23 protein-coding genes and 2 pseudogenes are annotated in these 25,688 nt (G+C 44.2%); 13 read left to right on the forward strand and 12 right to left on the reverse strand.

Translation table 11 applies throughout. The annotated features are described in order from the left end of the window. From trmH to A3735_RS15135, 4 genes are all read right to left on the reverse strand, one after another. The coding region (gene trmH / locus A3735_RS15120) for a tRNA (guanosine(18)-2'-O)-methyltransferase TrmH (RefSeq protein ID WP_068638223.1) at positions 1 to 691 on the reverse strand (691 nt) is incomplete at its 3' end. Positions 692 to 694: 3 nt separating this feature from the next. Continuing rightward, positions 695 to 1,087, reverse strand: a complete 393-nt coding sequence (locus A3735_RS15125) for an MAPEG family protein (RefSeq protein WP_068507986.1) — start codon at positions 1,085 to 1,087, stop codon at positions 695 to 697. 52 nt (positions 1,088 to 1,139) lie between these two features. Further along, a complete protein-coding gene (locus A3735_RS15130; protein ID WP_068507936.1) occupies positions 1,140 to 1,460 on the reverse strand; it encodes a DUF1820 family protein in 321 nt (106 codons plus the stop codon). Between the two features lie 162 nt (positions 1,461 to 1,622). Further along, positions 1,623 to 1,895, reverse strand: coding sequence for a late competence development ComFB family protein (locus A3735_RS15135; RefSeq protein ID WP_068507938.1), 273 nt, complete (start codon positions 1,893 to 1,895; stop codon positions 1,623 to 1,625). Positions 1,896 to 2,193: 298 nt separating this feature from the next. On the opposite strand from A3735_RS15135, the gene A3735_RS15140 reads away from it, so the two are divergent. The 5 genes from A3735_RS15140 (at position 2,194) to A3735_RS15160 (ending at position 7,694) form a co-directional block, all read left to right on the forward strand. Then, a complete protein-coding gene (locus tag A3735_RS15140) occupies positions 2,194 to 4,305 on the forward strand; it encodes a carboxy terminal-processing peptidase (protein WP_068507940.1) in 2,112 nt (703 codons plus the stop codon). Positions 4,306 to 4,357: 52 nt separating this feature from the next. Further along, the gene (locus tag A3735_RS15145) at positions 4,358 to 5,179 is read left to right on the forward strand and encodes a RodZ family helix-turn-helix domain-containing protein (protein WP_068507942.1); all 822 of its coding nucleotides are present in this window, start codon (positions 4,358 to 4,360) and stop codon (positions 5,177 to 5,179) included. Between the two features lie 109 nt (positions 5,180 to 5,288). Beyond that, positions 5,289 to 6,665 carry an MATE family efflux transporter gene (locus A3735_RS15150; protein ID WP_082870300.1) on the forward strand — a complete coding sequence of 459 codons (1,377 nt, stop codon included), beginning with the start codon at positions 5,289 to 5,291 and terminating at the stop codon, positions 6,663 to 6,665. Next, positions 6,658 to 7,008 (forward strand): translation initiation factor Sui1, encoded by a 351-nt coding sequence (locus A3735_RS15155; protein ID WP_068507944.1) that lies wholly within the window; start codon positions 6,658 to 6,660, stop codon positions 7,006 to 7,008. The genes A3735_RS15150 and A3735_RS15155 overlap by 8 nt, the downstream gene beginning before the upstream one ends. A 23-nt stretch (positions 7,009 to 7,031) precedes the next feature. Further along, positions 7,032 to 7,694, forward strand: coding sequence for a glutathione S-transferase family protein (locus tag A3735_RS15160; RefSeq protein ID WP_068507945.1), 663 nt, complete (start codon positions 7,032 to 7,034; stop codon positions 7,692 to 7,694). Here the strand turns inward: A3735_RS15160 and A3735_RS15165 are convergent. Next, a complete protein-coding gene (locus A3735_RS15165; protein WP_068507947.1) occupies positions 7,691 to 8,356 on the reverse strand; it encodes a DsbA family protein in 666 nt (221 codons plus the stop codon). The two genes, A3735_RS15160 and A3735_RS15165, sit on opposite strands and share 4 nt — an antisense overlap. A 156-nt stretch (positions 8,357 to 8,512) precedes the next feature. On the opposite strand from A3735_RS15165, the gene A3735_RS15170 reads away from it, so the two are divergent. From A3735_RS15170 to fusA, 3 genes are all read left to right on the forward strand, one after another. Then, positions 8,513 to 9,355 (forward strand): S1 RNA-binding domain-containing protein, encoded by an 843-nt coding sequence (locus A3735_RS15170; protein WP_068507950.1) that lies wholly within the window; start codon positions 8,513 to 8,515, stop codon positions 9,353 to 9,355. 18 nt (positions 9,356 to 9,373) lie between these two features. Continuing rightward, positions 9,374 to 9,607, forward strand: a complete 234-nt coding sequence (locus A3735_RS15175) for a VF530 family DNA-binding protein (RefSeq protein ID WP_082865102.1) — start codon at positions 9,374 to 9,376, stop codon at positions 9,605 to 9,607. Between the two features lie 130 nt (positions 9,608 to 9,737). Continuing rightward, positions 9,738 to 11,822: an elongation factor G gene (gene fusA, locus A3735_RS15180; RefSeq protein WP_068553036.1), complete on the forward strand. Its 2,085-nt coding sequence runs from the start codon at positions 9,738 to 9,740 to the stop codon at positions 11,820 to 11,822. 268 nt (positions 11,823 to 12,090) lie between these two features. Here the strand turns inward: fusA and A3735_RS15185 are convergent, their stop codons facing one another. From A3735_RS15185 to rluC, 3 genes are read right to left on the reverse strand one after another with little or no spacing between them, the layout of a single operon-like run. After that, positions 12,091 to 13,038 carry a S49 family peptidase gene (locus A3735_RS15185; protein ID WP_231872200.1) on the reverse strand — a complete coding sequence of 316 codons (948 nt, stop codon included), beginning with the start codon at positions 13,036 to 13,038 and terminating at the stop codon, positions 12,091 to 12,093. Positions 13,039 to 13,051: 13 nt separating this feature from the next. Continuing rightward, positions 13,052 to 13,699 (reverse strand): HAD-IA family hydrolase, encoded by a 648-nt coding sequence (locus A3735_RS15190; RefSeq protein WP_068507955.1) that lies wholly within the window; start codon positions 13,697 to 13,699, stop codon positions 13,052 to 13,054. 4 nt (positions 13,700 to 13,703) lie between these two features. Then, positions 13,704 to 14,687 (reverse strand): 23S rRNA pseudouridine(955/2504/2580) synthase RluC, encoded by a 984-nt coding sequence (rluC, locus tag A3735_RS15195; RefSeq protein WP_068507957.1) that lies wholly within the window; start codon positions 14,685 to 14,687, stop codon positions 13,704 to 13,706. Between the two features lie 951 nt (positions 14,688 to 15,638). Here rluC and rne point away from each other — a divergent pair. Further along, a complete protein-coding gene (gene rne / locus A3735_RS15200; RefSeq protein ID WP_068507959.1) occupies positions 15,639 to 18,641 on the forward strand; it encodes a ribonuclease E in 3,003 nt (1,000 codons plus the stop codon). 202 nt (positions 18,642 to 18,843) lie between these two features. Then, positions 18,844 to 19,404 carry a YecA family protein gene (locus A3735_RS15205; protein WP_068507962.1) on the forward strand — a complete coding sequence of 187 codons (561 nt, stop codon included), beginning with the start codon at positions 18,844 to 18,846 and terminating at the stop codon, positions 19,402 to 19,404. Here A3735_RS15205 and A3735_RS15210 read toward each other — a convergent pair. Then, positions 19,355 to 21,079 carry a fused response regulator/phosphatase gene (locus A3735_RS15210; RefSeq protein WP_068507963.1) on the reverse strand — a complete coding sequence of 575 codons (1,725 nt, stop codon included), beginning with the start codon at positions 21,077 to 21,079 and terminating at the stop codon, positions 19,355 to 19,357. The two genes, A3735_RS15205 and A3735_RS15210, sit on opposite strands and share 50 nt — an antisense overlap. A gap of 47 nt (positions 21,080 to 21,126) precedes the next feature. Continuing rightward, a pseudogene (locus tag A3735_RS32585) lies at positions 21,127 to 21,702 on the reverse strand (methyl-accepting chemotaxis protein); the annotation flags it as partial. Positions 21,703 to 22,506: 804 nt separating this feature from the next. Between A3735_RS32585 and A3735_RS15220 the strand changes: the two are divergent. Beyond that, complete coding sequence (locus A3735_RS15220; RefSeq protein WP_156499694.1) at positions 22,507 to 23,160, forward strand: hypothetical protein; 654 nt, start codon at positions 22,507 to 22,509, stop codon at positions 23,158 to 23,160. A gap of 29 nt (positions 23,161 to 23,189) precedes the next feature. Here the strand turns inward: A3735_RS15220 and A3735_RS15225 are convergent, their stop codons facing one another. After that, complete coding sequence (locus A3735_RS15225) at positions 23,190 to 23,813, reverse strand: L-threonylcarbamoyladenylate synthase (protein ID WP_068509760.1); 624 nt, start codon at positions 23,811 to 23,813, stop codon at positions 23,190 to 23,192. A gap of 77 nt (positions 23,814 to 23,890) precedes the next feature. Continuing rightward, a complete protein-coding gene (locus tag A3735_RS15230) occupies positions 23,891 to 24,205 on the reverse strand; it encodes a BolA family transcriptional regulator (RefSeq protein ID WP_068509757.1) in 315 nt (104 codons plus the stop codon). 298 nt (positions 24,206 to 24,503) lie between these two features. On the opposite strand from A3735_RS15230, the gene A3735_RS15235 reads away from it, so the two are divergent. Both A3735_RS15235 and A3735_RS15240 read left to right on the forward strand, forming a co-directional pair. Further along, positions 24,504 to 25,196 carry a response regulator transcription factor gene (locus tag A3735_RS15235; protein WP_231872080.1) on the forward strand — a complete coding sequence of 231 codons (693 nt, stop codon included), beginning with the start codon at positions 24,504 to 24,506 and terminating at the stop codon, positions 25,194 to 25,196. 76 nt (positions 25,197 to 25,272) lie between these two features. Beyond that, positions 25,273 to 25,688: pseudogene (locus tag A3735_RS15240) on the forward strand (LysM peptidoglycan-binding domain-containing protein); the annotation flags it as partial.

Here is a 25,688-nt window from a genome sequence, read left to right on the forward strand (position 1 = left end):
CAGAATCACGCTTAGCTCTGATACTCGCATACCATTGTGAGGGGTTTATTATCTCACCGTCCTCTTCACTAACTTCGGGATATGGAAGTTTGTTCTGGTGGCAATAGCTAGCGACTTTAGGGTGCGCCCAGCGAAAGAAAGTTTCCTGATAGGTTTTACCATCTAAACGAACCTGATCATAAGACCCAGCCAAGGACCGCTGCCTTTGCGCTTCAGCGAGAATAATGGCTGCGGCAACCGATACGTTAAATGACTCCACCATACCAAGCATCGGAATCACAATATGCTGATCCACCTTGGCCGCTGCGATATCACTGACGCCCTTCTTTTCATTACCTAATAGAATCGCGCAAGGCTTAGTATAGTCAACATCCCTATAATCAATTGCGCTATCAGACAGATGCGCAGCATAAACCTTATAGTCCTTTTCATGCAGGGTATCAATCGCCTCTGGCATTGACTCATGTCGAACAATATCCACCCAACGATCACTGCCCATTGCCGTACCACTATAAGGGCGATGCTTATCCCAGGGCCATACCATATTTAGTTCTTGGATACCGACCGCATCGCTGGTTCGAACCAGTGCAGCAATGTTTCTCGGCTTATGAATCTGTTCTGTCAGTAGCGTTAAATCTGGCTGTCTGAGGTCTAACGTGCGCTTTAGTTTTTGGTAACGTTCTGGTGTCATGTCTTATCGAGTGACTAAAATTAGAATATTAACAACGGCCATTGCCAGCAAGCACAACCATGTAAACAAAGTACCGTAAAAACGACCTTTAGTCGGACCATTCTTCTTCGATAAGCCATAAGCATGTGCAATACGAGACAATAGTAGCGTCAGTCCGAACACATGTATAAGCCAGGGTGTTAAGTGGTTTAACTCGAGCATTAGCAGTAAAGCAATCCCTACAGGTATATTCTCTACTGCATTAGCATGCGCTCGCACAGCGCTCTTCATTGCTTTTGAGCCAGTATCATCACCAATGGATATTCCCTCATCTCTACGAAAGGTTGTCACCCGATAAGCTAGAAACACGATAAGGATCACTAACAATGAAGCATATAATGGACTAATAAATAACATGGTCATTCTCCTGGCTTTTTATTCTGATAATAAGTAACGCGGGCAGAAGGATCTACGACTTGTCTGGTCGCCCACCCGAAGGAAAACTGGCAACAGAACTGCGGCTTCCAGAGATCTTGGGCGTGCCTTCTTGCTCAACCTCATCAATTCTGACGATCGCATTCATTGGAATATAAGTTCGTTTAACACCAGTAAACTCGTTCTTCAAACGCTCCTCACTAGGATCTACAAGCAATTGACTCTTTTCACCAAAAAGAAGCTGCTCCACCTCAATGAAGCCGTATAGTTCCGAGGGATATACATGAGAAGCGTAAATCTCGTAGATATCTTCATTATTATAAAAAATAACTTTGTAGGTTTTTTTAAGGCTCATAAGGACAAGTAGTACCGAAGCGTTTTAAGGACGCGCTATCATAACAGAGAGCAGTAAAGTGACAAACCAAGAACTTGTCTCAAGCCATAAATTAAAAAACCAGCTAACTAATATAGAAAGCTGGCTTCATCACGATGAGATTGTAACGTTTATTCTAAACGGCTACTTTTCGTATCGATCACTTTTCTTCACATATTCCAAAGCGTCGATTACCGCTTTGCGTGCCTTGTCTTCAACCTCATGACTTTCAGTGGGTGAGGTGTAGAAAAACATATCCACTTCATGGCGAATGTATCGTGGTGGCAAATGGTTTAAGGCTATACAAAGCACATCGGTGAGAACATCCTCATCAAAATCCTGCCCTTCTACCTCTTTAGCCAGTGTTTCAATTACCAAGGATTCGTAGTAATTCTGAATATTATCAAGAAGTGACATTAATATACCTCGTACTATCAGCAACAATTTTTATGTTTAGATCGATTTACACTCATGTAGATCGTCCCAGCCATTAAAGCATCTAAAGATAGAGTCTAGCATCTAAAACAATTAACAACAGAGCCAGTTTCAAAATGGCGATCAAAAAGCGGTAGAAAGCCTGTTTTCATTTAGTTACCCAATCACAACCCAATTAACAATAATTAATCGCATCTTGGCTGGCTAGGCCTGCGCTGATCACATACAATCGGAAGTAACCGTATATTTTATATGCTCATTTATTGGCAAAATTATTCTTATGATGATAACGAAGCGAAATATTTACACCCTTCTACTTAGCGTTCTAATCAGCTCGCTTTCCCTTTCTGTTTACGCTAAAGAAAGCAAAGCAGAATTTACTGAAGAACTCGCTCCAACAAGAGCCCAACAAGAAGCAAGCCTGTATGTTGCTCGCTCATTATCGCTAAATCATTACCGCAAGCAGCACATCGATAAAACACTTTCTGAGAAGGTTTACGAAAACTACCTTGATTCACTCGATCCCTCTCGAATTTATTTTCTTAGCGAAGATATTACAGAGTTCGAGATTTACCGCTTTCGCTTAGATAGTGCCTTAAAAACTGGTCAGTTAGACCCTGCATTCAGAATTTATAACCGCTACCAGACGCGAGTAATCACTCGCCTCAATAAACAAATTGAATTTCTCAATACCAAGCTGAACACCTTAGACTTTACTAAAGACGAATATATTTTAACTGACCGTTCAGAAGTAGACTGGGCAACAAGTGAAACAGAGCTGGATAATATCTGGCGCAAGCGAACTAAAAATACGGCCCTGTCTCAAAAACTAGACGGTAAAACCAACGAAGAAATTAAAGAGTCCTTACTAAAGCGTTATCAAAACCAGCTAAAGCGAACTCTACAAGTAAGAAGTGAAGATGCATTTTCTGCCTACATGAATGCCTTCACTACCCTATACGATCCTCATACCACCTATTTTTCACCACGCTCTTCAGAAAATTTCAACATTAATATGAGCTTATCCTTAGAAGGTATCGGCGCCGTACTACAAGCAGATAATGAATTTACTAAAGTGGTCCGTCTAGTTGCTGGCGGGCCAGCACAGAAACAAGGCAAACTTCACTCTGCTGACCGTATTGTTGGTGTTGCCCAAGGAGAGAAAGGCGATATGGTTGAGGTAATTGGCTGGCGACTTGATGAAGTCGTTGAGCTCATTAGAGGCCCCAAGCATTCTAAAGTCAGACTCAAAGTCATACCGCATACTGCCAAACTAGATACTGACACAATAGAAATTAAAATCGTTCGCGACAAAGTTAAGCTCGAGGAACAAGCGGCTGCCAGTTCAGTACTTGATATAGAGCGCGACGGAAAAAATCATCGAATTGGCGTTATTGATATCCCAACTTTCTACGCTGACTTCAAAGCCATGCAAGAAGGTGACCCAAACTATAAGAGCACGACACGAGACACGCTCAAATTACTAAAAGAAATGCAGGCAGAACAAGCTTTAGACGGACTTGTGATTGATTTACGCGGGAACGGTGGCGGCTCTCTCGATGAGGCTAATCAACTAACCGGACTATTTATACATGAAGGCCCTACCGTGCAAATCAGAGGAGCCAATCACCGCATTGAGGTATTGGATGATCCCGATCCTAAACTGATGTACGACGGTCCGCTCATTGTCTTGGTAGATAGACTAAGCGCCTCTGCCTCTGAAATCTTTGCTGGCGCAATTCAGGATTATGGTCGCGGTATCGTAATGGGTACACCAACATTCGGCAAAGGGACTGTACAAGCAGTTCGCCCACTTAACCATGGCCAGTTAAAAATAACACAAGCCAAGTTTTATAGAATCTCTGGCGCTAGCACCCAGCACAAAGGCGTTGTCCCGGATATTATTTTACCTGACACCATTGATACTTCGAAAGTAGGTGAAGATGCCCTGGATCACGCACTTGAGTGGGACTCCATTGCTTCAGCCAAATTTAGCAAGGTGGGCGCCTTGAGCCCGCTTAGCCAAAAACTAGCCGAGAGCCATATCACACGTATTACACAACATCCTGAATACGTACTTTTGTTAGAAGAAATAGAATTACTAGAATCTCAGCGCGGTATAGAAAAAGTAACGATTAACGAACAAAAACGAAAAACCGAAGACGAAGCCTTCGACAAGGCACGCTTGGACTTACTTAACAAGCGCCGCCGACTTGAACAAAAGCCAGAATTTGAATCTCTTCAGGCCTGGCGTGACAGCGAAGATGAAAAGCCTATTGAAACAGACAAAGCACAAGAACCAGACTTTATCGTTGAGGAAAGTGCTGAAGTCTTATTAGACTTTATTTCTTTACAGCAAGTTAGCGCGAATGCCTTAGCCAATGCTCTTTAGCAATAGAGCTTGATTCGGTAACACTCGACACTGATATAGCGTGGCACGACATATGAGCGAGAAAAACTCTGAAAAGCCCAAGTCAGATGAAAAAAAGTCTGCAAACTCTCGCTCCAAGAGTGAAAAAACTGAACCTTGGGTGTCTGAAGAGTCTATCAGTAACTTTTTAGGGCGTGTTTCAGGTGCAACCACGAGCGCCTTCAAGTTCGCTAAGAAAACTGGCGGCACGTCCTATAAAGTCGGCAAGGCCATCATTCAGTCGCAGGACCAATTAAAACTTATGGTATCTGCCGGTCAGTCCCTTAAAGACCTTCGCGAGGTTGCCGGCCTGACAGTTAGTGAGCTTAGCGAAGCTGTAAACCTGAAAGATAAGTCCGTTATCGAAGCTGTAGAGAATGGCACAGCCACTCTCTCTTTCGAACTAATACTCCGCCTGGCCGCCCTTCTTGCCAGAAACGACCCTATTCCTTTCATTCTCAAATACAGTAGAACCTACGCACCAGACACATGGAAAATCTTGAATGACTGGGGTGCCGGACGCCTTCCTCTTCATTATGAAAGAGAGCGACAGTTCATCAATATTTACCGTTCTCAAGACCAAGCGAGACAGCTATCGGATGAAGGCTACGAACGCGTTCTTGAGTTTACTAAACAAGCATTCAATATGTCTCTTCACTTTATCGCTGAGCAGGAAGATGCTTTACAAGAAATGATTGAGACTCAAGAGGAACAGATGGAAGTGCTCAGATCCAAAATGAGCCAGGTACATAAGCACAAAACGCAAGCACCAAGCGATGATAGTGATGCAAAACAAAACTCCGATGAAACGCCAGCTGAGGGCAAACCCAATGAACAGCAAAAAGACGCGCCCTGATCTCCCCTCCCTTTAAGCACTCTTTTCATCGAAGTTCGTGATATAGTCCCCTAAAGATTCTATTCATCCTCTAGCCTACGACACTGAAGTATAACTATTCGTTAATATTTTGAGAAAACGCAACCTTACCGAAGGCAATATCAGCCAGCAGCTCTACAAAATGACGGTTCCTATGATTGGCGGCATCTTGGCCATCATGTCGATGAACATTGTAGACACCTATTATGTCGGACAACTCGGCACTCGCGAACTCACCGCAATGAGTTTTACCATTCCAATTATCTCTATCCTATTAAGTCTGGCATTTGGCATTGGCATTGGAACTTCTTCCGTTATCGCTCGTGCAATTGGGGCTCAACAACATACCTTAGTGCAAGCATACTGCACACAAGCGATATTAATCGCCCTGATCGTAGCCATCTGCTTTGCCGTACTTGGCTACCATTTTATGGATCCGATCTTCACCCTACTTGGCGCACCGCAGGACTTGTTTGAGCTCATACATGAGTTTATGGATATTTGGTTTCTAGCCAGCTTTGTAGTGGTTATACCGATGGTCGGTAATTCGGCTATTCGCGCTGCCGGCAATACAAAACTACCCAGCATGGTTATGATAAGCGTTGCAATAGTGAATATGATATTAGACCCCATTCTAATTTTCGGCTTGCTTGGTTTCCCTAAACTTGGGCTAGCTGGCGCTGCCATATCAACCGTTTGTGCGTATTCGATTGCCCTGGTAATTGGTTTGTATGTATTGATAAAGAAGTTCGACTTCTTGAGCCTTAAGAGCTGCTATGGCCGGGTATTACAAAGCTGGCAGGCAATCCTCAAAATAGCTGTTCCCGCTGTAGGAACAAATCTAATTGCACCACTTTCAATCGCGATAACAACCTGGCTTGTAGCCCGATTCAGCCCCGAGTCTGTTGCCGGTTTTGGTGTTGCGTCACGTATTGAAGCAATCTTTCTTGTCGTAATTATGGGGCTAACCTCCATTATGGGCCCTTTTGTTGGCCAAAATTGGGGCGCAGAAAAACATGACCGGGTTTTCGAAGCACTTAAGATGAGCTTCAAGTTCGTTGCACTTTGGGGACTGGGGGCAAGCGTTTGTTTATGGCTATTTGCCAAGCCTCTAACCGGGTTGTTTTCGGCAGACGAATCAGTTATTGAGTCCTCCACCCTCTACTTATACTTAGTGCCTATCAGCTATCTATTTCTTGGCATCATTATGCTGAGCTCGTCAGCAGCTAACGGTATCGGCAGACCAATGCCCTCTTTGGTCATGTCACTTCTACGCTTAATCGTAATTTTTATTCCCTTGGCATTAGCGCTTGGTAATTTTTTTGATCTCGCGGGTATATATCTGGCCACAAGCCTTGCTAATATAATAGTTGGCACGGGTGCACTGTATTGGGTGCGCCACCTCAATAAAAGTAATTTAAAACATTCTTCACATATGGAACTCAAAGAGAGCAAAAGCAATGCCTAGAAACAATCGACTTGTCTACTCCACCGAAACAGGGCGAACTTGTCCAGAGTGTGAACAAGCCATTGACGAATGCACTTGCTCTGCAGACCAAACTCCAGAGGGAGACGGCATCGTACGTGTAAGCCTCGACACGAAAGGCCGAAAAGGCAAAGGTGTGACCGTCTTAAGTGGAATACTGCTAAAAAACAACGAGCTAAAAGGTCTCGCCAAAGAGCTCAAAAAGAAATGTGGTGTCGGTGGTGCAGTGAAGGATGGAAATATCGAAATCCAAGGCGATCACCGTGAACTGCTATTGAAGATTCTTACTGAGCAAGGCTACAAAGTAAAACGTTCAGGCGGATAAACACTAAAAATAGGAAGACAGATATGGAACTAGTTATTGGTAATCAGAATTATTCATCATGGTCACTTCGGCCCTGGCTATTACTGACTCACTTTGACATCCCGTTCGACGAAATTAAAGTATTCCTTTTTGAAGAAAATACCCATCAGCGCCTCGCGGATTACTCCCCCACCTTCAAAGTTCCTGTACTGATTGATGACAAGGAAGGTAAGGACCTTACAGTCTGGGACTCATTGGCAATTTGTGAGTATGTTTCCGAGCAATATCTTAAAGGTAAAGGCTGGCCTGAAGACCCAAGTGACAGAGCCACTGCCCGAGCCTACTGCGCTGAAATGCACTCAGGTTTTCCAGCCTTAAGAAGCGCCCTGCCTATGAACTGCCGGGCTACTCGTAAAGTCAACCTCCATGAGGACTGCATTAAGGATATTCAACGCATCGACGGCATGTGGCAAGATGCGCTCAACCGCCATGATGGCGATTGGTTGTTTGGAGAGTTCTCCATTGCCGACTGCATGTTTGCTCCGGTTGCTTCCCGTTTTGCGACTTATCAAATTGAAGTATCGGATACCAGCAGAGCTTATATCGACCGCTTGCTTACCCTACCTTCAATGAAGCATTGGTACGAAGCAGCCCTAAAAGAAAAAGAAGTGATCGGAGAAGATGAAGCCGGCACCGACGTAGACTAGCACCAGCTCGCTTCATAGCCCGGTTTCGACAAGACCTCTTTAATATTGGCTCGTAATATTCGGTAACCAACGTTTCCAAAGAGTTCTTGTCGACCATTATTCATAATCCATGAAGGACTGCCTTTAATATTCAGTTCTGCTGCTTTCTGATAGTCGCTCATCAATAGTGCTGCCGCATCACCTTCATCAATCAAGGTTTTTAATGCATCGCTATCCATACCACTTTGCTTAGCCAGCAAGAGCACATTATCAAGCAAGCCCACATCCAGATTATCGACAAAAAAACTTTTTTGCACTAACAGCATTAAATCAGCAGAGCGCTGAGGGCTATACGCTAGCTCACAAGCCTTGAGGACTAAGTGCGCATTCAAAGAGGATTTTGGCCGCACAGTCTTCCAGATTTCCGGGTTAACCGGCGCATTATCATAAGGAGCCGCAGCATCTTGCACATGACGACCGAAGCCTTCGTAGCCACCGCGCTCCCCCCATTGTTTTGCCATTCGCGTTTTCGTATCGCCGAAGAGGTTAATATAATGTCGGCGCAGCAAAACCTGCTCCCCCCACTCTTCTTTCATTTCCTCAATTCGTCTTTGGGCAATCCACGCCCAGATACACAGAACATCACTAAAGTAATCGATTACCAAGGGCTCGTTATTGTTCACTTAACCTTCCTCTTTTAGCTCACATCATCAATTAAACCTTAACTATATTAGACAATACTAATATAGTTTTAGGAATATACCTAGTGATTGACGTAAAAGAGATGTACACTCTGCGAAAATTACTCCCTCAAATCTGTCTGAACAGGTACGTATACTTTGGCAAAAATCGGTCGCAATAATTTATTAGAAGTTATCAAATTCGAGCCTCAGGGCGCCTACCTACAAGGCGGCTGGCTTGGTGAAATACTTCTGCCAAAACGCTATGTGCCTGAAGATTGTGAAGTTGGTGATCCGCTTAATGTTTTCGTCTACCTTGACTCCAAAGATCGCTTTATCGCCACGACCCAAACACCACGGGCGCAAGTGGGCGAAGTCGCGTTTTTAGAAGTAACGGATGTAAATAATATCGGCGCTTTTTTAGACTGGGGGCTACCAAAGGATTTGCTGGTACCTTATAACCAACAACATATGACAATGGAAGTTGGAAAGTCTTACCTTGTATACATATACACTGATGAAGAAACTCACCGCATTGCCGCGTCAACAAAACTCAACAAGTATATTGGTCGCCTCCCTAACGATTATAAACAAGGCCAAAAAGTAGACTTAGCAATCTCTGCTACAACGGACTTAGGCTACAGTGCCGTTATTGACAACCAATATTGGGGCCTTTTATTTTTTAGTGATGTCGTCCGCCCCCTCAAGATTGGCCAAAAAGTTAAAGGCTTTATCAAGCAAGTTAGAAATGACGGTAAAGTAGACCTGTCGCTTCATGCTCCCGGATTTAAGAAAATAGAAAATTTAGCCGAGAGAGTGCTCGACAGGTTAGAAAAAAGTGAAGGCTACCTGCCTCTTTCTGACAAGAGTAAGCCAGAGGAAATATACGATGCATTTTCAATCAGTAAAAAAGCATTCAAGACCGCAATAGGCACACTTTATAAACAACGGCAGATCCGTATAGAGAGTGATGGTATCTACCTGATTAAAACCGGCGAATAATATAGCGAGACACACAAGGTGCATGACCAGTCCCACGACCCTCTTCATGGAATGACTTTAGAAAAGATTCTTATAAAGCTTGAATCTCATTTCGGCTGGGAAGAACTAGGCAATAGAATTCCTGTTCGTTGCTTTCAATACGACCCGAGCATTAAGTCCAGCTTAAAATTCCTAAGAAAAACCCCTTGGGCTCGTAGCAAAGTTGAAGCGCTTTATATCGACTTATGTAACAGCCCATGGCAGAAAAAATAGCTGCCTAAATAAATTAAATACGACTATTTTTTGCCCAGGCATAAAATGTTACGTTTTTTTTCAAACTTTCGAAAAAAATCCTGTATACTACCGCAAATTTTTTTCCGCCCTGAACTTATTGAGTAGAATAATGACAGATCTATCCAAATACAGAAATATAGGCATCTTCGCTCACGTTGATGCTGGTAAAACAACCACTACAGAACGTATTCTAAAGCTAACTGGTAAGATCCATAAGACTGGTGAGGTTCACGATGGTGAATCTACAACTGACTTTATGGAGCAGGAAGCTGAGCGTGGTATTACTATCCAGTCTGCAGCGATCACAACCTTCTGGGATGATCACCGCATGAACATCATAGATACTCCTGGACACGTTGACTTCACAGTAGAAGTATATCGTTCTTTGAAAGTTCTTGATGGTGGTATCGGTGTATTCTGTGGTTCTGGTGGTGTTGAACCTCAATCAGAAACAAACTGGCGTTATGCAGATGAGTCTGGCGTTGCTCGTATCATCTTCGTAAACAAGCTTGACCGTCTAGGTGCTGACTTCTTGAAAGTTGTTGACCAGGTAGAGAACGTACTAGGCGCTAAGCCGCTAGTTATGACTCTTCCAATCGGAACCGAAGATGACTTTGTTGGTGTTGTCGATATTCTTTCTAAGAAAGCTTATGTTTGGGATGACACAGGCCTACCTGAAAACTTCAAAGTAGAAGACGTTCCAGCCGATATGGTTGACGATGTAGACATGTATCACGAGCAGTTGATTGAAACAGCTGTTGAGGTTGATGACGACATCATGATGGCGTACATGGAAGGCGAAATGCCAACTACGGAACAGATCAAAGCCTGTATTCGTAAAGGTACTAATGACCTGACATTCTTCCCTACTTACTGTGGCTCTGCATTTAAGAACAAAGGTATCCAGTTAATTCTTGATGCTGTTGTTGACTACTTGCCTTCACCCACAGAAGTTATTCCTCAGCCATTGACTGATGAAGTGGGCGAGCCAACTGGCGAAGTTGCTACAGTTGCTGTTGACGAGCCATTCCGCGCACTTGCATTTAAGATCATGGATGACCGTTTCGGCGCACTTACCTTTATCCGAGTTTATTCAGGTAAGCTGAACAAAGGCGACACAGTACTTAACTCCTTCACAGGTAAGACTGAGCGTATCGGCCGTATGTGTGAGATGGAAGCTGAAGATCGTAACGAGCTAGATTCAGCTCAAGCTGGTGACATCCTTGCAATCGTCGGCATGAAAAACGTTCAAACAGGTCACACACTTTGTGATCCCAAGCACGAATGTACACTTGAAGCGATGGTCTTCCCTGAGCCAGTAATCTCGATTGCTGTTAAGCCTAAAGACAAAGGCGGTTCTGAGAAAATGGGTATCGCGATCGGTAAGATGGTTGCAGAAGATCCAACATTCCAGGTTCACACTGACGAAGACTCAGGTGAAACAATTCTACGCGGAATGGGTGAGCTTCACCTAGACATCAAAGTAGACATCCTGAACCGTACTTATGGCGTTGAGCTAGAAGTTGGTGAACCTCAGGTTGCATACCGTGAAACAATCACGGCTGAAGTTGAAGATTCATATACGCACAAGAAGCAGTCTGGTGGTTCTGGTCAGTTCGGTAAGATCGATTACCGTATCAAGCCAGGTGAGCAGAATTCTGGTTTCACATTCTCATCTACAGTTGTAGGTGGTAACGTACCTAAGGAATTCTTCCCAGCTATCGAGAAAGGCTTCCAAAGCATGATGGAGACCGGTGTTCTTGCTGGCTTCCCAGTACTAGATGTTGAGGTTGAGCTGTTCGACGGTGGTTTCCACGCGGTTGACTCCTCTGCTGTTGCATTTGAAATTGCTGCAAAAGGCGCTTTCCGTCAGTCAATTCCAAAGGCACAACCTAAGCTTCTTGAGCCAATCATGAAGGTTGACGTATTTACGCCTGAAGATCACGTTGGTGACGTAATTGGTGATTTGAACCGTCGTCGTGGCATGATCGAAGGTCAGGATGCAGGCGCTTCTGGCGTGCGCATCAAAGCAAATGTACCACTTTCAGAAATGTTTGGTTACATCGGCTCACTACGTACAATGACCTCTGGTCGTGGTCAGTTCTCTATGGAATTTGATCACTACGCACAATGCCCTAACTCTGTTGCTGAAAAAGTAATGGAAGAAGAGCGTGCAAAGAAAGCAGCTAAGTAATCTTTAGCTAGCCTTCAAAAAAGCGATCTTCGGATCGCTTTTTTTATGCCTGCAATTTAGCTACAAACCTACAACGACCAAATCAAAATGGCACCGGGATAACCACGTACATAACTCTACTCAGCTTCATTTATACGCAGCAATACTGTTATAGACCAGCGACTTAGCTTTCCCGACCTGAAAGAAATACACTATTCTGGAATAGCTAGAATTTCCCAGGCACAAAAAAAGGCGAGCTAATGCTCGCCTTTAGTCATTCTAAACCATACTACTGAATAGTCAGTGGGCTAGTCGTTAAAAGTTTACCTACAGCACTCCCTGCCGCAATACCCAGCGTTTTCGTGAAGCGCTCAAAGGGGTCTGGCTGCGGCGTAAAATCAATAATTTCCTCAGCTCCAACCACTTCTCTTGCAACATAACCTGCACTACCCAAACCATCAACCAAACCTTTTTCCAAGGCCTGCTCACCACTCCAGATCAGACCACTAAAGATCTCTTCATCAACCTTCAACCGCTCTCCACGCCCTTCTTTCACTTTAGCAATAAACTGCTGATGCGTGGTATTCAGCACCGACTCCCAAAACTCAACCTCATCACCCTTTTCATCGCTAAAAGGATCTAGAAAGCCCTTATGAGCTCCCGCTGTATATAAACGTCTTTCGACGCCAAGCTTCTTCATCGTATCAACAAAACCAAAACCTGAAGCCACTACACCGATAGAACCAACCAAACTTGCCTTATCAGCGTAAATCTTATCCGCAGCCGCAGCAATGTAATATGCACCTGAAGCACCAATATCGCTGATCACTGCATAGAGTGGCGTTTCAGGGTATAAGCCACGAAGTCGTTTAATTTCATCATAAACATACCCTGATTGAACCGGGCTGCCACCAGGACTATTAATGCGCAAGACAACAGCTTGAGTTCCCTCAGCTTCAAAAGCTGCTCTCAAACCCGTCACCAAAAAGTCTGCATTCGCCTCTTCGCCTGAAGCAATCACACCTTCCAGATTAACCAATGCGGTATATTGTTCAGTATCACTTATCTTATCCGGCGATAAACCCTCGCTCATCATAAACAATAAGACAAAAAGATAAGCAAATGTTAGCAGCTTAAAAAACACACCCCAGCGACGAGCCTTACGCTGCTCAACACCTAACTGAGAAACAGTCTTTTCAATCAACTTCCACTCTTTAGTATTATTCTCTGAATCCAAAATTTACTACCCTCTAACTTACATTCAGCTTTATCAGCTCTGAAAAATGATCAATTATTGCTTTTGGCTCATGTACGGACAAGCGACTCACTTCATGAACCCCATAACTCACACCGATTGCATCCATCCCGAAATTTGAAGCCATCTTCAAGTCATACTCCGTGTCGCCAACCATCACGCACTCTTTCGCAGGCACACCATAGTATGAACAAATCTCTTCCAGCATCATTGGGTGAGGTTTTGAGCGTGTTTCGTCCGCACAGCGCTCAATATCAAAATAGTGCCCAAGCCCGGTCGCCTTTAACGCGAGATTCAAGCCATTTCGACTCTTACCTGTAGCAACTGCCAAACTAAGACCACCCGCCTTAAGCGCCTCAAGCGTCTCAATAACGCCGTCAAACAGATTTTCCTGCGTCATCTCACGGCGAAAAAAGAACTCCGCATAAGATTGCCGCATATTTTCAACATCCTTATCCGACAGGCTTGGATACAAGCTTTGCAAAGCCTCCACCATCCCTAAACCAATAATATTCTTATAGGCATCATGCCCGAGATCGGGCAAGGAGAGCTTATTAGCGGCATACTCAAGACTCGCAACAATATGCTGCTCAGAGTCGACTAAAGTCCCGTCCCAATCAAATATATATACAGGGTACTTCATAACACTACACCAAGCCCATCTTTTTCAAATTAGCTTCATATACTTCGTCGTAGGGCGCCTCAAAACTCATCGCCCTACCGCCAGGCAAGGTAAAGTGAATCTCTTTTGCATGCAGCATCAATCGAGCTTTTTCCATTCCTCTAAACTGCACCAAATCGCGCGGGATATACTTATCATCCCCCACAATTGCATGCCCGGAAAATGCGGCATGAACACGAATCTGATGAGTTCGCCCGGTCACCGGCTTAGCTTCGACTAAGGTAAAATTCTCAGCACTAGATAAGATCTTGAACAAGGTCTGACTTGGCTTCCCGTCCTGGTGTACAACAACAATGCGTTCACCAGATTTTAATTCATTCTTCTTAAGGGGCGCGTCAACGCGCTTTTTATGCTTTGGCCACTTACCGAAAACGGCCATATGGTAAATCTTGTTAACCTCATCATTACGAAACTGCGCATGCAAGTCTCGCAAGGCAGGCCGCGACTTAGCCACCAAGATACAACCCGATGTATCCCTATCCAAGCGGTGCACCAACTCAAGAAACTGGGTTTCCGGGTAACGCTTGCGTAGCGCCTCAATTAAGCCGTAATTAACGCCACTTCCGCCATGCACAGCTAAACCGGAAGGCTTGTTGATTACTAGCAGCTGCTTATCTTCATAAATAATAGCTGAGGCAATAAACTCAAGAAGATTGTCACTCACCCTAATAGCGCCTTTAGAGCTACTTGCAACAACAATCGGTGGAATTCTAACAAGGTCATCAATCGCCAATTTGGTTTCAGGCTTGCAGCGCCCCTTATTAATCCGCACCTCACCCTTTCGAATGACTTTATATATTTTAGACTTTGGCACACCCTTAAGCTGAGAAAGCAAAAAGTTATCGACTCGCTGCCCTTCATTCTTTGCCGTTACTGTTACGATGCGGACAGCTGGCCTGTCATTTGTTTTGCGCTTTTCACCACCTTCAGCGGCTTGTTTTTCACTCATTCTATTCTCTACTTAGATCACCCTGAACTTTGGATGCGCCTTAAAAATCAGTCATATTACTTGATATATTTGCTGCGACAAGTAATTACTGCTATATTTCTGCGTTGTTGTAAGGAGCCCGCTCGCTGTGATCGATTAGCAGTAACAGACAATATAGAGTGAGTGACAAGAAATCTCAGGAATACAAACTTGGTTCATCCGTTTTTTCCACTGTCATCAGCCCACCTTCAACACACTGGTCCCGTAAAAAAGTTACATTGAAAGGCGCATTCCCCTATATAGATTCAGCTGAGTTCAGTCAACTATATAGCTAAAAGCCCACGGAGCAGTAAGACGACAGATTATATAGACAGAAAACCGACAGCTATTTGCTTGCGACACAAGCTAAATAGGCGTTGAAAGTTTTGTACGCACGCAATGAAAAAGAATACATAAAGCGAGCCTTTCCACCAACAGAGTGAAAAGTAGAAAGTACAGACAACACGACACGGTATAGAAAGCTCTGTCATGTCGTAAATTAATTAGGATTCCAGAGCAATTTAAGCTCTGGAAATAAAACTAAAGCGTGGAATCGCATTAGGAAAACAGAATTTATAGCCCGTAAGTGATGCAGACAACAAAGTCTTGCGATTGAACGCAGACCATTAATGTTAGTACGCACTATCACTTACTTCTTAGCGTTGAAAGGCAGCACCGGACTTGAGCGAGCATAAATACATATGCCCAGATCATTTGAAGGAAGCAATAAGACCAGACAATAGTTAGGAAATAGAAGTAAAACCAACAAACGCCATATGTGGCCACTTCCCCACCGCGAATTTGTCACGGGTACTGGGTGTTGCTGCTATGTATTGGAATTTGTTAGCTCGCTAACTTGATTTATAGCTGAGTAATTTTACTTTAAACCAAGCTGTCTTCCTGCGATTTCCAGCACAAAACTGGATTTCATTCATGAAAAGAATGCTTATAAACGCAACTCAAAGTGAAGAGTTACGTGTTGCCCTTGTAGACGGCCAAAAACTCTACGATCTTGATATCGAAGCGAGTTCTCGCGAACAGAAAAAAGCAAACATTTATAAAGGTAAGATCACTCGTATCGAGCCCAGCCTTGAAGCTGCATTTGTTGATTTTGGTGCTGAGCGCCACGGTTTCCTCCCTTTAAAAGAAATCTCTAAAGAATATTTTGACCCCGCTGCCGGTAAAGGCCGGGTCAATATCAAGCAAGCCTTAAGAGAAGGTCAGGAAGTTATAGTTCAGGTTGATAAAGAAGAGCGTGGCAACAAAGGCGCCGCACTGACGACCTTTATCAGCCTTGCCGGTCGTTACTTGGTTCTTATGCCTAATAACGCACGTGCTGGCGGCATTTCTCGCCGCATCGAAGGCGACGACCGCTCACAACTTAAAGAAGCCATGTCCGGCCTTGAAACGCCACGCAACATGGGTGTTATCGTTCGTACTGCTGGCGTAGGTCGTTCAACAGAAGAGCTACAATGGGACCTTGATTACCTTCTACAATTTTGGGAATCAATTACCAGCGCTTCTGAAAGCCGCCCCGCTCCTTTCCTCATATACCAGGAAAGCAATGTCATCATCCGTGCTATTCGCGATTACTTGCGCCAGGACATTGGCGAAGTACTTGTTGACGCACCGCTTGTGTTTGAAGATGTTCTAAATTTCGTTCGTTCAGTTATGCCTGCTTATGAAAGCAAGATCAAACTCTACCAAGACGAAACGCCATTATTCAGCCGTTATCAGATCGAAGCTCAAATCGAGACAGCGTTCCAACGCGAAGTAAAACTGCCTTCTGGCGGCTCAATTGTTATCGACCCAACGGAAGCACTTGTTTCAATCGATATCAACTCAGCTCGTGCAACTAAGGGCAGCGACATTGAAGAGACAGCACTTCAAACTAACCTTGAAGCTGCAGAAGAAATTGCTCGCCAGCTTCGTTTACGAGATATGGGTGGTTTGGTTGTTATCGACTTTATCGATATGGGCCCTGCAAAAAATCAACGTGACGTTGAAAACCGCATGCGTAAAGCCCTAGAACTTGACCGCGCACGCGTTCAGGTTGGCAAGATATCTCGTTTCGGGCTCCTTGAAATGTCACGACAGCGTTTACGACCTTCACTAAGTGAGACCCGCGCAGCAGTATGCCCTCGCTGTAGCGGACAAGGTACGATTCGTGACGTTGAATCTTTAGCACTGTCAATCATGCGCCTAATGTATGAAGAAGCCTCTAAAGAGAAAACAGGTTCGGTCCAAGCAGTCCTGCCGGTTCCTGTCGCTACTTTCTTATTAAACGAGAAGCGCCAACAAATTCAGGAGATTGAACGCAGGCAGTCTGTTCGCGTTATCATCATTCCTGACATGGCTATGGATACGCCTCACTATGAGTTACGTAGACTTCGTGAAGACGAAACCAGTGATGATCAAGCTAGTTACAAAATAGAAACAACACAGCCAGAGGAACAAGCAGTTCCAACAGCCGCAGCAAAAGAAGTCGTGCGCGAAGAAGCTGCGGTTAAATCTATTTCACATGCTAGCCCTGCACCTCAAGTTTCAGCGCCTGCAACTGAAGCTGCACCTCAAAAGCAAGCTGAGCAAAGCGAAGAAACTGGCCTAATGAAGCGTTTGAAATCCAAGCTATCGGCAATGTTCAGCGCAGAAGAGAAAGCCTCCTCTGTTGCTAATGAAGCACCTGCTAGAAAGCAGCAGCGCAGCACTCAAGGCAACCGCAGTAACCAGAAGAATAGAAACAAGCAACGAGACTCTCAGTCTGGCGATAACGCTTCAGGCAACAACCGCAACCGTAATAAGTCTGGCCAAAATCGAAATCAACGCGATGAAAATCGCAGAGATGATCGCGGCAACCAACGTAACCGACGCAATCAAAACAATGACTCGCGTCGTAGCAATGATAATCGCGGCAACAGATCAAATTCTGAGAACACTCGCGACCAGAAGCAAAACGATTCACGCACTCAGAACAAAGAAGGTTCGCAGCGCAGAAATCGTAGCGGTAACCGTCCTGCCAAGAAATATGAGGATAAACAACGCCCTGAAGAAGCGCCCGTGGTAAACAATACCTTAGCAAAAGCGGACGACAGTGTAGAAGCCAATACCACAAAGCCTGAAGCTAAAAGCAGCGAAAATAAATCCACTACTCGCTCTTCTAACCGTAGACGTTCAGAAAACCGTGGCGAGCGCCGTAGCAAAGCTCCTACGAAGAATGCTGAAACTGACACCAAGGGTGCAGTTAGCACAGCAAGCGAAAGCCTTAAGGAAACAACTAAGCCTGTCGCTACAACTGAGCCTAAAGCAGAAGTCTCAAAACCTAAGGTAGAAGAGAAGAGTTCATTGCCTCAAGCGAGTAGCAACGCTAGCCCTGCACCTGCTGCAACTGAAAGCAAGGAAAATAAAAGCTCTGATAAAGCTGAAGTTGCCGAAACTAAAGCTGTAGATTCGCCTAAAGCAGCAAAAGAGAGCAAAGCAGAAACAAGTGATGAAACTGCAACTGAAGTAACTACATCAGATGCCAGCTCTAGTGATAGCGAAGAGAAAACTTCGACTCGCCGACCTCGTAGCCGTAACCCTCGTAGAAATCGAGGCAATAAAGCGACAAACAGCAAGTCGGATGCCTCTCCAACGAAGACGCAAGCTGTTGCTGATAAGGAAAGCGCGACAAAAGAAATAACTGGCAATACAAGCCCTAAAGCCGAAGCGAAGCCGGCTGATGAGCATAAAGTCGAAGTTAAAAAGCCAGCTCGCCGTCGTAGACCTAACCGCTCTAACCGGGTTCACAATGACCCAAGAGCGCAATCAGCTGAAACTGAAAGCGCGGCGGCTCCTAAGTCACCAGAGCTGTCAGCTGTTAAGGTTGAGGTGAGCCCCGCTGAATCAACAGCAAAAGCTGAAGACAGTAAAGCAACTCAGACTACAGATACTGAATAGCATTTCCGCTAATTAAGTTCTGAAAGACCTCAGAGCCGGTATGAGCAATTAGTTCTTACCGGCTTTTTTATGCTTACCAGGTACTGCAGATACTAATCTGTGGAAAATCAGTTTATACTCTCGTTTTTTATACCACCCCGCTCCCAACCAGCGCCCATACACACATGAACGCATTGGTTGCACTGTCATACGGTTTTAGCAAATGTCACTAAGCGAACAACAAATTGAACAGCTCGAAGATATTCTTTTTGCCGAGCATCTAAATGAAGAGGCTTTGGATTATTTTGGCTTTCACGGCCTTGTATGCGCCAGTGTTATCGGGCCGGTAGACTTTGACACTAACACTCTTATCTCTGTGCTATTTGGCAATGATGATATCGAGCTTAGTGAATCTGAAATCGCCACTATTGAAAGCTGTATCGAAGAGATCAAGTCGACATTGCTTGAAGAGATTAATGAAGACCGCGATATACTCTTACCCTACAGCGATGAAACTGATGACGACAGCGAAACTCACTACGATGCCTGTCTTGAAAGCTGGTGCACAGGCTTTATGGAAGGTTTCTTCTACAAAGAAAAGGCATGGTTCTGCAAAGGTGAAGATGTTACCGCCGAATTGCTACTTCCTATCATGGCCCTTTCAGGCCTATTTGATAGTGATGAGTTTCAAGAAATACGTCGAAACGAAAAGCTTTTATCCCAATTCGAAGAAATTATGCCGGAGCAATTGGTGGATATCTTTCTTTTCTATCATTCGGATTAAGTGCCAAGGTCGCCTCGACACAGCGGCCTTCATCACTATATTCAACCGTTTCACACAGAGATCGGACCAGCGCAATTCCGCGCCCCCATGGTTTAGTATTCATTGCCAGGTCTTCGTTCTGTGAAGCAAAATCAAAGCCTTTCCCGGTATCTCTGAGACTTATTTTCAACTCACTACCGGAACGCTCGTAATCAAAGCTCACACTAATGCTAATGCGGCCCGCATCCAAGGCGTCCATCCGTTCCTGACGCTGCTGATAGTACTTTGTAAATCCGTCATGACTGCCTTTTATAGTAGAGTCTAAGGCTAATAAACCATGCTCCAGCGAGTTGGAGTAAAGCTCAGACAAAATAGTCCTGATCATATCGGCTCGACGGTACAAAAACAGATCTGCTGGCAACACTTTAATGACCTGCACAATGGGGTCAGGCTGAGAGTGTATTCTCTCTGCATCAAGATCGACATTAACTGACCAAGGCAAATTCGTCTTTGGTTCAAGATCTATTACACTAGAATTATCAATTGGGCCTGCGGTGATTTCAACCAAAGAGATATCGTCCTGCTGCGCAGAACCTTGGCTGAAGCTATGATAGTCATCCAGTAGGCCGTCAAACACACGCTCTTGCCCGCCCTCTTTCACTCGGCGGTCAAGTGAGTCCATCACTCGTTCTTCACCAAACATTTCATCACTGTCTGTAGGGCTTCCTTCAAGAATTCCGTCAGTGAACATAAACAACTTATCACCATAACGTAATTCGTGTAGTTCTATCTCACTATTGAAGCGCTCTGCCGGCACGATACCGAGCGGCATATGTCTCGACTTTACGACACTTACAAGCCCCTCCCCAGGTCTTGTAATATACGCATCTGGCAACCCCCCTGCCCATACTAATGCTTTATCTCCCGATTCTGGCACATGTATTAGTGTCGCGGCGCAAAACATGTACTCAGGCAAAAAGGACTTTAAGGACTTATTCATCGAAGACGCAATTTCCATAATCGGCATACTTTTTTCACACATGGAGAAAAATGCTTGCGAGACAGGAATCGTACCAATTGCTGCAGCTAAACCATGACCAGTAAAGTCACCGAGAAAAGCATATAAACCACCACTTGGATTTTCGGCCAAAAGAAAGATATCGCCATTAAAGGTCGACATTGAAGAAAGATAGCTTTTAACATTTTTACAGTTCTGCAAGCTCCTCTTGAGCGTATGATTTAATACATGACGCCCCATCTCATGTTCTTGCGTTAATGTCGCGTGTAGACGGGTTAGCTCACTGTTTTTCGCATGAACTTGCTGGGTAAGCTCCTGAGTTCTCGCATGAGCCTTAATCTTCGCTTTTAGAACAATGCCATTAATGGGCTTTGGTAAATAATCATCTCCACCACTCTCCAGGCAAGCAAGCAAAGATTTCTCATCATGTTTTGCTGTCAGAAAAATAATAGGAACATGGGTATCGCCTGCGCGCTTTTTAATTAAGGACGCGGCTTCATAGCCATCCATAACAGGCATGACAATGTCCATCAGAACAAAGTCTGGCTGGTGCTCATCAAACTGCTCGACTGCTATCTGCCCATTTTCAGCTTCGATGCAGTCGTGGCCTTCGGATTCAAGCAAATACCTTACTAGAATACGATTCGATTCATGATCGTCCACAATTAGAACATTCATTCCCATTGTCTGTACTACCCACCCACGCTATTGATTAATATTTTGCGTTAAAACAATGAGACATTGTCATCACTCGCTTCTGCCGCAACACTGCTCTTAGAGCCACTCTTTTGCTTGCCAATCTCTTGCAATAAGTCGAGTATTTCGGCTTCACTGGACACACTCCTTACCTTATTCAGCGCCTCTTGTAACAAAGAGTTTTGTTGCAGAAAAGAGTTAATATCGGCACTAACATTATCAGCAAACTGTGAACTCCTGACCGCGTCAGCCACGTCCACTTTTAACGTTTCTGTATAAGCGGAAGCTTCATCCATAGTATTTTCAATGGTGACATTTGTTTGCTCCAAATCTACAAGCATTTCATCGACATGGGCTTTCGCACTGATCGCCATATTCATATCCAAGGATGCGATCTCTCCCACAATTTTGCTTACACCATCAATCGCGCGCTTTGTGTTCTCAGATGTTTCAAATATTTTGTCATTAAGGGTGTTTGAGTTTTGCGACAAGGTACGTACCTCGTCAGCAACCACGGCAAATCCTCTGCCGGCTTCACCAGCTCTCGCTGCCTCGATTGCCGCATTTAATGCCAATAAATTTGTTTGATCAGCAATACCCCTGATCTGCCCTAGCAAGGTAAAAGTTTGTTCAAAATGATGTGACATATCCTCGATTCGGTGAACAGCAAAGATACTTTTTTCACTCACCTCAACCAATAATCTGACATAACTATCTATTATCCCCATCAACTCATCAACAAATTGCCTGACTGTTACTTGCTCTTCTCCACTTGTTGTTTCATCCTCATGGACCATAGCAACAACTTTTAACAAGAGCTCTCTTTGTCGTTCAGATTTCTGAGATATTCCGGTAAAACTGGCACTAATCTGATCAGCGCTTTCAGTCACCTTCTGATTAATGTGGACAAGATTTTCCTTCACAAGCTCTGCTTGTTCACTCATTACTGCGCATGCTTCCTGAGTGAGTTCAGTGGCCTTATCATTTAGCAGTGATCGCTCTTGTCCCGCATAACGACTACGAAGACTCTGCACATTTGCATAGTGGGCCCAAGCCCAAGCAATTGAGGTTAGAACAACCGGTATAAATATGAGTTTGGTGGGTATATAAAAACAACCCAGCGTCGTCAACAATGTGAGAATAATAGGTAAAACCGGTGCGCGATACGCTGACATTTCTGACATAGAACAAGATTGCCTAATTATTAAGAAACCAAATCCCTGCAGTCTAGTAAGCAAAGCCCTTCTTTGCCAGCAGCTATTCAAATCTAGGGGTGGGACAATTCCATGTTAACTTACCCTAGCCGCCTAACAAGCTTGGCATTTAATTTGCTATTCCTTAGATAACTAGCATTTTTTGTCAGAAAACGGTCATTGATTGCCGAACTGGAACTTAGCGAGCAAATAACCATGGCACATATATCAACAGAACAAGCCTTACAGATCCCTCAGCAACTACAACGTCAGGACTCTCAAAACGGTACTGAAAACAGCAGCCACGCAGACGACAGTGCCAGACGCAAAGAACAAGCAGAAAAGCGAGTATTGCTAGACGATGCGGTCACTTTATTAAGACTAGGCATTCAAAGTCAAAGTAAAAAGGTAAATGTTGAAACATTCAAAACGGAGTTAGGCCAAGATAAAGCCTTCCTCAAGGAAACTCTGCGTAATAAGCTTGCTGAGTACAACTTAAACCCGAGAACCCAGCTAAGTGTAGAGAAGGATATTTACGGCAACATTGAGATCAAAGGCGCGATGCGCCCAAGCGATCATGAAAAAATAAGTACTGACCTTAACAACAACAAACACTTTAAAGAGGCTTTTCAGCGTTTGAGCAAACAGCAGCCTACACTTGATTACGTAGACAATGTCGTGAAGATTTCTGGTGCATATGGAGTTGGTAATAATCTCTTTAATGAGCTAATTAGCGAACAAAATGAGCATAACAAATTAAATGATATCGCCCATCGCTATGAAGCACTGAAAACCAACAAAATCACCAATAATAGTGAGCAAGCAGCTCTGTCGAAGGATAACAGCTTCCGCTTAACGATAAACGCATAAACCGTACCCGCCTAAACAAGCGGTGATACTTAGCCCTCGAAAGCCGAGATGTCACCGCAGCCTTTACGAACAATCTCCGTTTCTTCGCCTGATAAGTTCACCACAGAGGTTGCCTCAAAGCCACAGAAGCCACCATCTATAACCAAATCAAGCGTATGCTCTAACAAAGAACGAACCTCGTAAGGGTCAGTCATAGGCATATCATCACCAGGCAAAATAAGCGTTGTACTCATTATTGGCTGACCAAGCTCTTCCAGCAAGGCTAAAGCAATTTCGTTGTCCGGAATTCGGATACCGATTTGACGTCGCTTTGGGTTCATTAAACGCCGCGGAACTTCAGTCGTCGCATCGAGAATAAACGTATAAGGGCCCGGTGTGTGTGCCTTTATCTGGCGGTATTGTTGATTATCAACTTTAGCGTAGGTTGATATATCCGTTAGGTCACGACATACCAGTGTAAAGTTATGCTTTTCATTAAGCTTTCGAATCTGCCTAATTTTATCGGCGGCCTTCTTGTCGCCTAAATGGCAACCTAGTGCGTACGCAGAGTCAGTCGGATAAGCAATCACACCACCGCTTTCAATGATCTCTGCCGCATGTTTAATCAACCTCGCCTGAGGGTTCTCAGGATGAATCTGAAAAAATTGACTCATCGTACCTACTCCTAATAAAGGGCAATTCCAATTGAATATCTATCAGCTATTTAGGGTTCTGGCCTGCTACAGCTGTACTATTTAGAGCCACCCATACAGTTTGGGGACTCTGGTGATTTCTCACCCATGATACTCGACCATTCTTGCGGAACATATAAATGTAGTGCCAAAGCATGTAGGCCTTGCTCCATTAAGCCACCAAGCAAGGCATAGACACTTTGATGACGAGCAACTTTAGACTTTCCCTCAAAATCCTCAGTAACCAAAGTCACCTTAAAGTGAGTCTCAGAGTTAGGAGGCACGCTATGCATATGGCTCTCATTTAATACCTCTATAAACTCAAGTTCAAAATTGTTACTCAACAAGTCCTGAATCTCTTTTTGACGCGACATCTTAGTACAACCATTTCATCTATGTAATTAAGCATTATAACAGCGAAACTCGCTATTCAAGGGGGTCTGATACTAATCTCTAAATCATGATAAAGCGAGCAAAATGATCACTTGCTTAAAACTGCCCTCCAGTGCCACGAAAACAAAACTACAAAAGCATTACAATTTAGAACAATCTTGATAATGATTCAGCATGTATTATCTGTAGGATATTAGCTAATTTCCAAGACAATTCAGAAAAAGCATCTACACTAGAAAAAACACAAAAAAATAATACAGAACATATATTTAGGGGATAATGATGAAAATTGCTTTGTTAGAAGACGAGCTGGAACAAGCACAAAACCTTAGTGCGATGCTGGTAGAAAACCAACATAGTTGTGATTTCTTTCAGACTGGCAAATCTTTTTTATACGAAGTACTACATAACAGTTATGACTTGTTAATCCTTGATTGGCAGCTTCCAGACATGGAAGGTACCGAAGTTCTTAAATCGATTCGCTCAGAGCTTAGCTGGCGGATACCTGTAATATTTCTGACCTCCAGAGATAGCGAAGCCGATATTATAACGGCCCTTGATGCAGGCGCTGACGACTATCTTGTCAAACCAGCCAGACCTGGAGAGTTAAAAGCTCGAGTCAACGCCTTAGCAAGACGCTCCGCAAACGAGGTAGAAGAGCAAGAGGAGATGGTTATTGGCCCTTATGTGATTAATCTGACTAAAAGAACCATCGTGTCTTTTGGTGAAGACGTGCCACTGACCGATAAAGATTTTGATTTAGCCGTCTTCATGTTTCAGAACATTGGGCGCCTACTATCGAGAGACTACCTGTTGGAAAGGGTTTGGGGAATTTCTATCAACATCAATACTCGGACCGTCGATACGCATGTCAGTCGCTTAAGACGCAAATTGCATATCAAACCTGAGAACGGATTTCGCGTGAAAACAGTTTATCAACATGGGTACAGGCTGGAAAAAGTTGGCGACTAGAGATAAGGACAGCAGCTCTTAACCTGCTCTTGGCTAGAAGCTTTGATATTAATAATGTAGTGAGCATGATTTATTTATGAAATTTGGACGTATTGATATCCATAAACTAACGACGACAGTCATCAACTTCGTCATGCTCTTATGCCTTTCTTGTGCTATTTCTAGCGTCTCGCTAACTTCGGTATCGTTTGCTCAAACACCTCAGGTGGAAGAGTGGCACTACACGCTGCGCCCTGGCGACAACCTGCAAAAAGTCAGTCAAGGCCTTCTCAACAGACAGCACACCTGGACTGATTTAATACGTTATAACAAGATTGAACAGGTCTCGGCCCTGGCCCCTGGCTCAATTATTAAAATCCCTATGCACTGGCTAAAACATCAACCAAAACCGGCTGTTGCCAAGTCAGTTTCTGGTAGTGCCTTGATCAAACGCGCCAGCAAGAGTGTATTTAAGCTACTCAAAACAAATATGAATATTCGTGTCGGTGATGA

Source organism: Oleiphilus sp. HI0061, assembly GCF_001635675.1.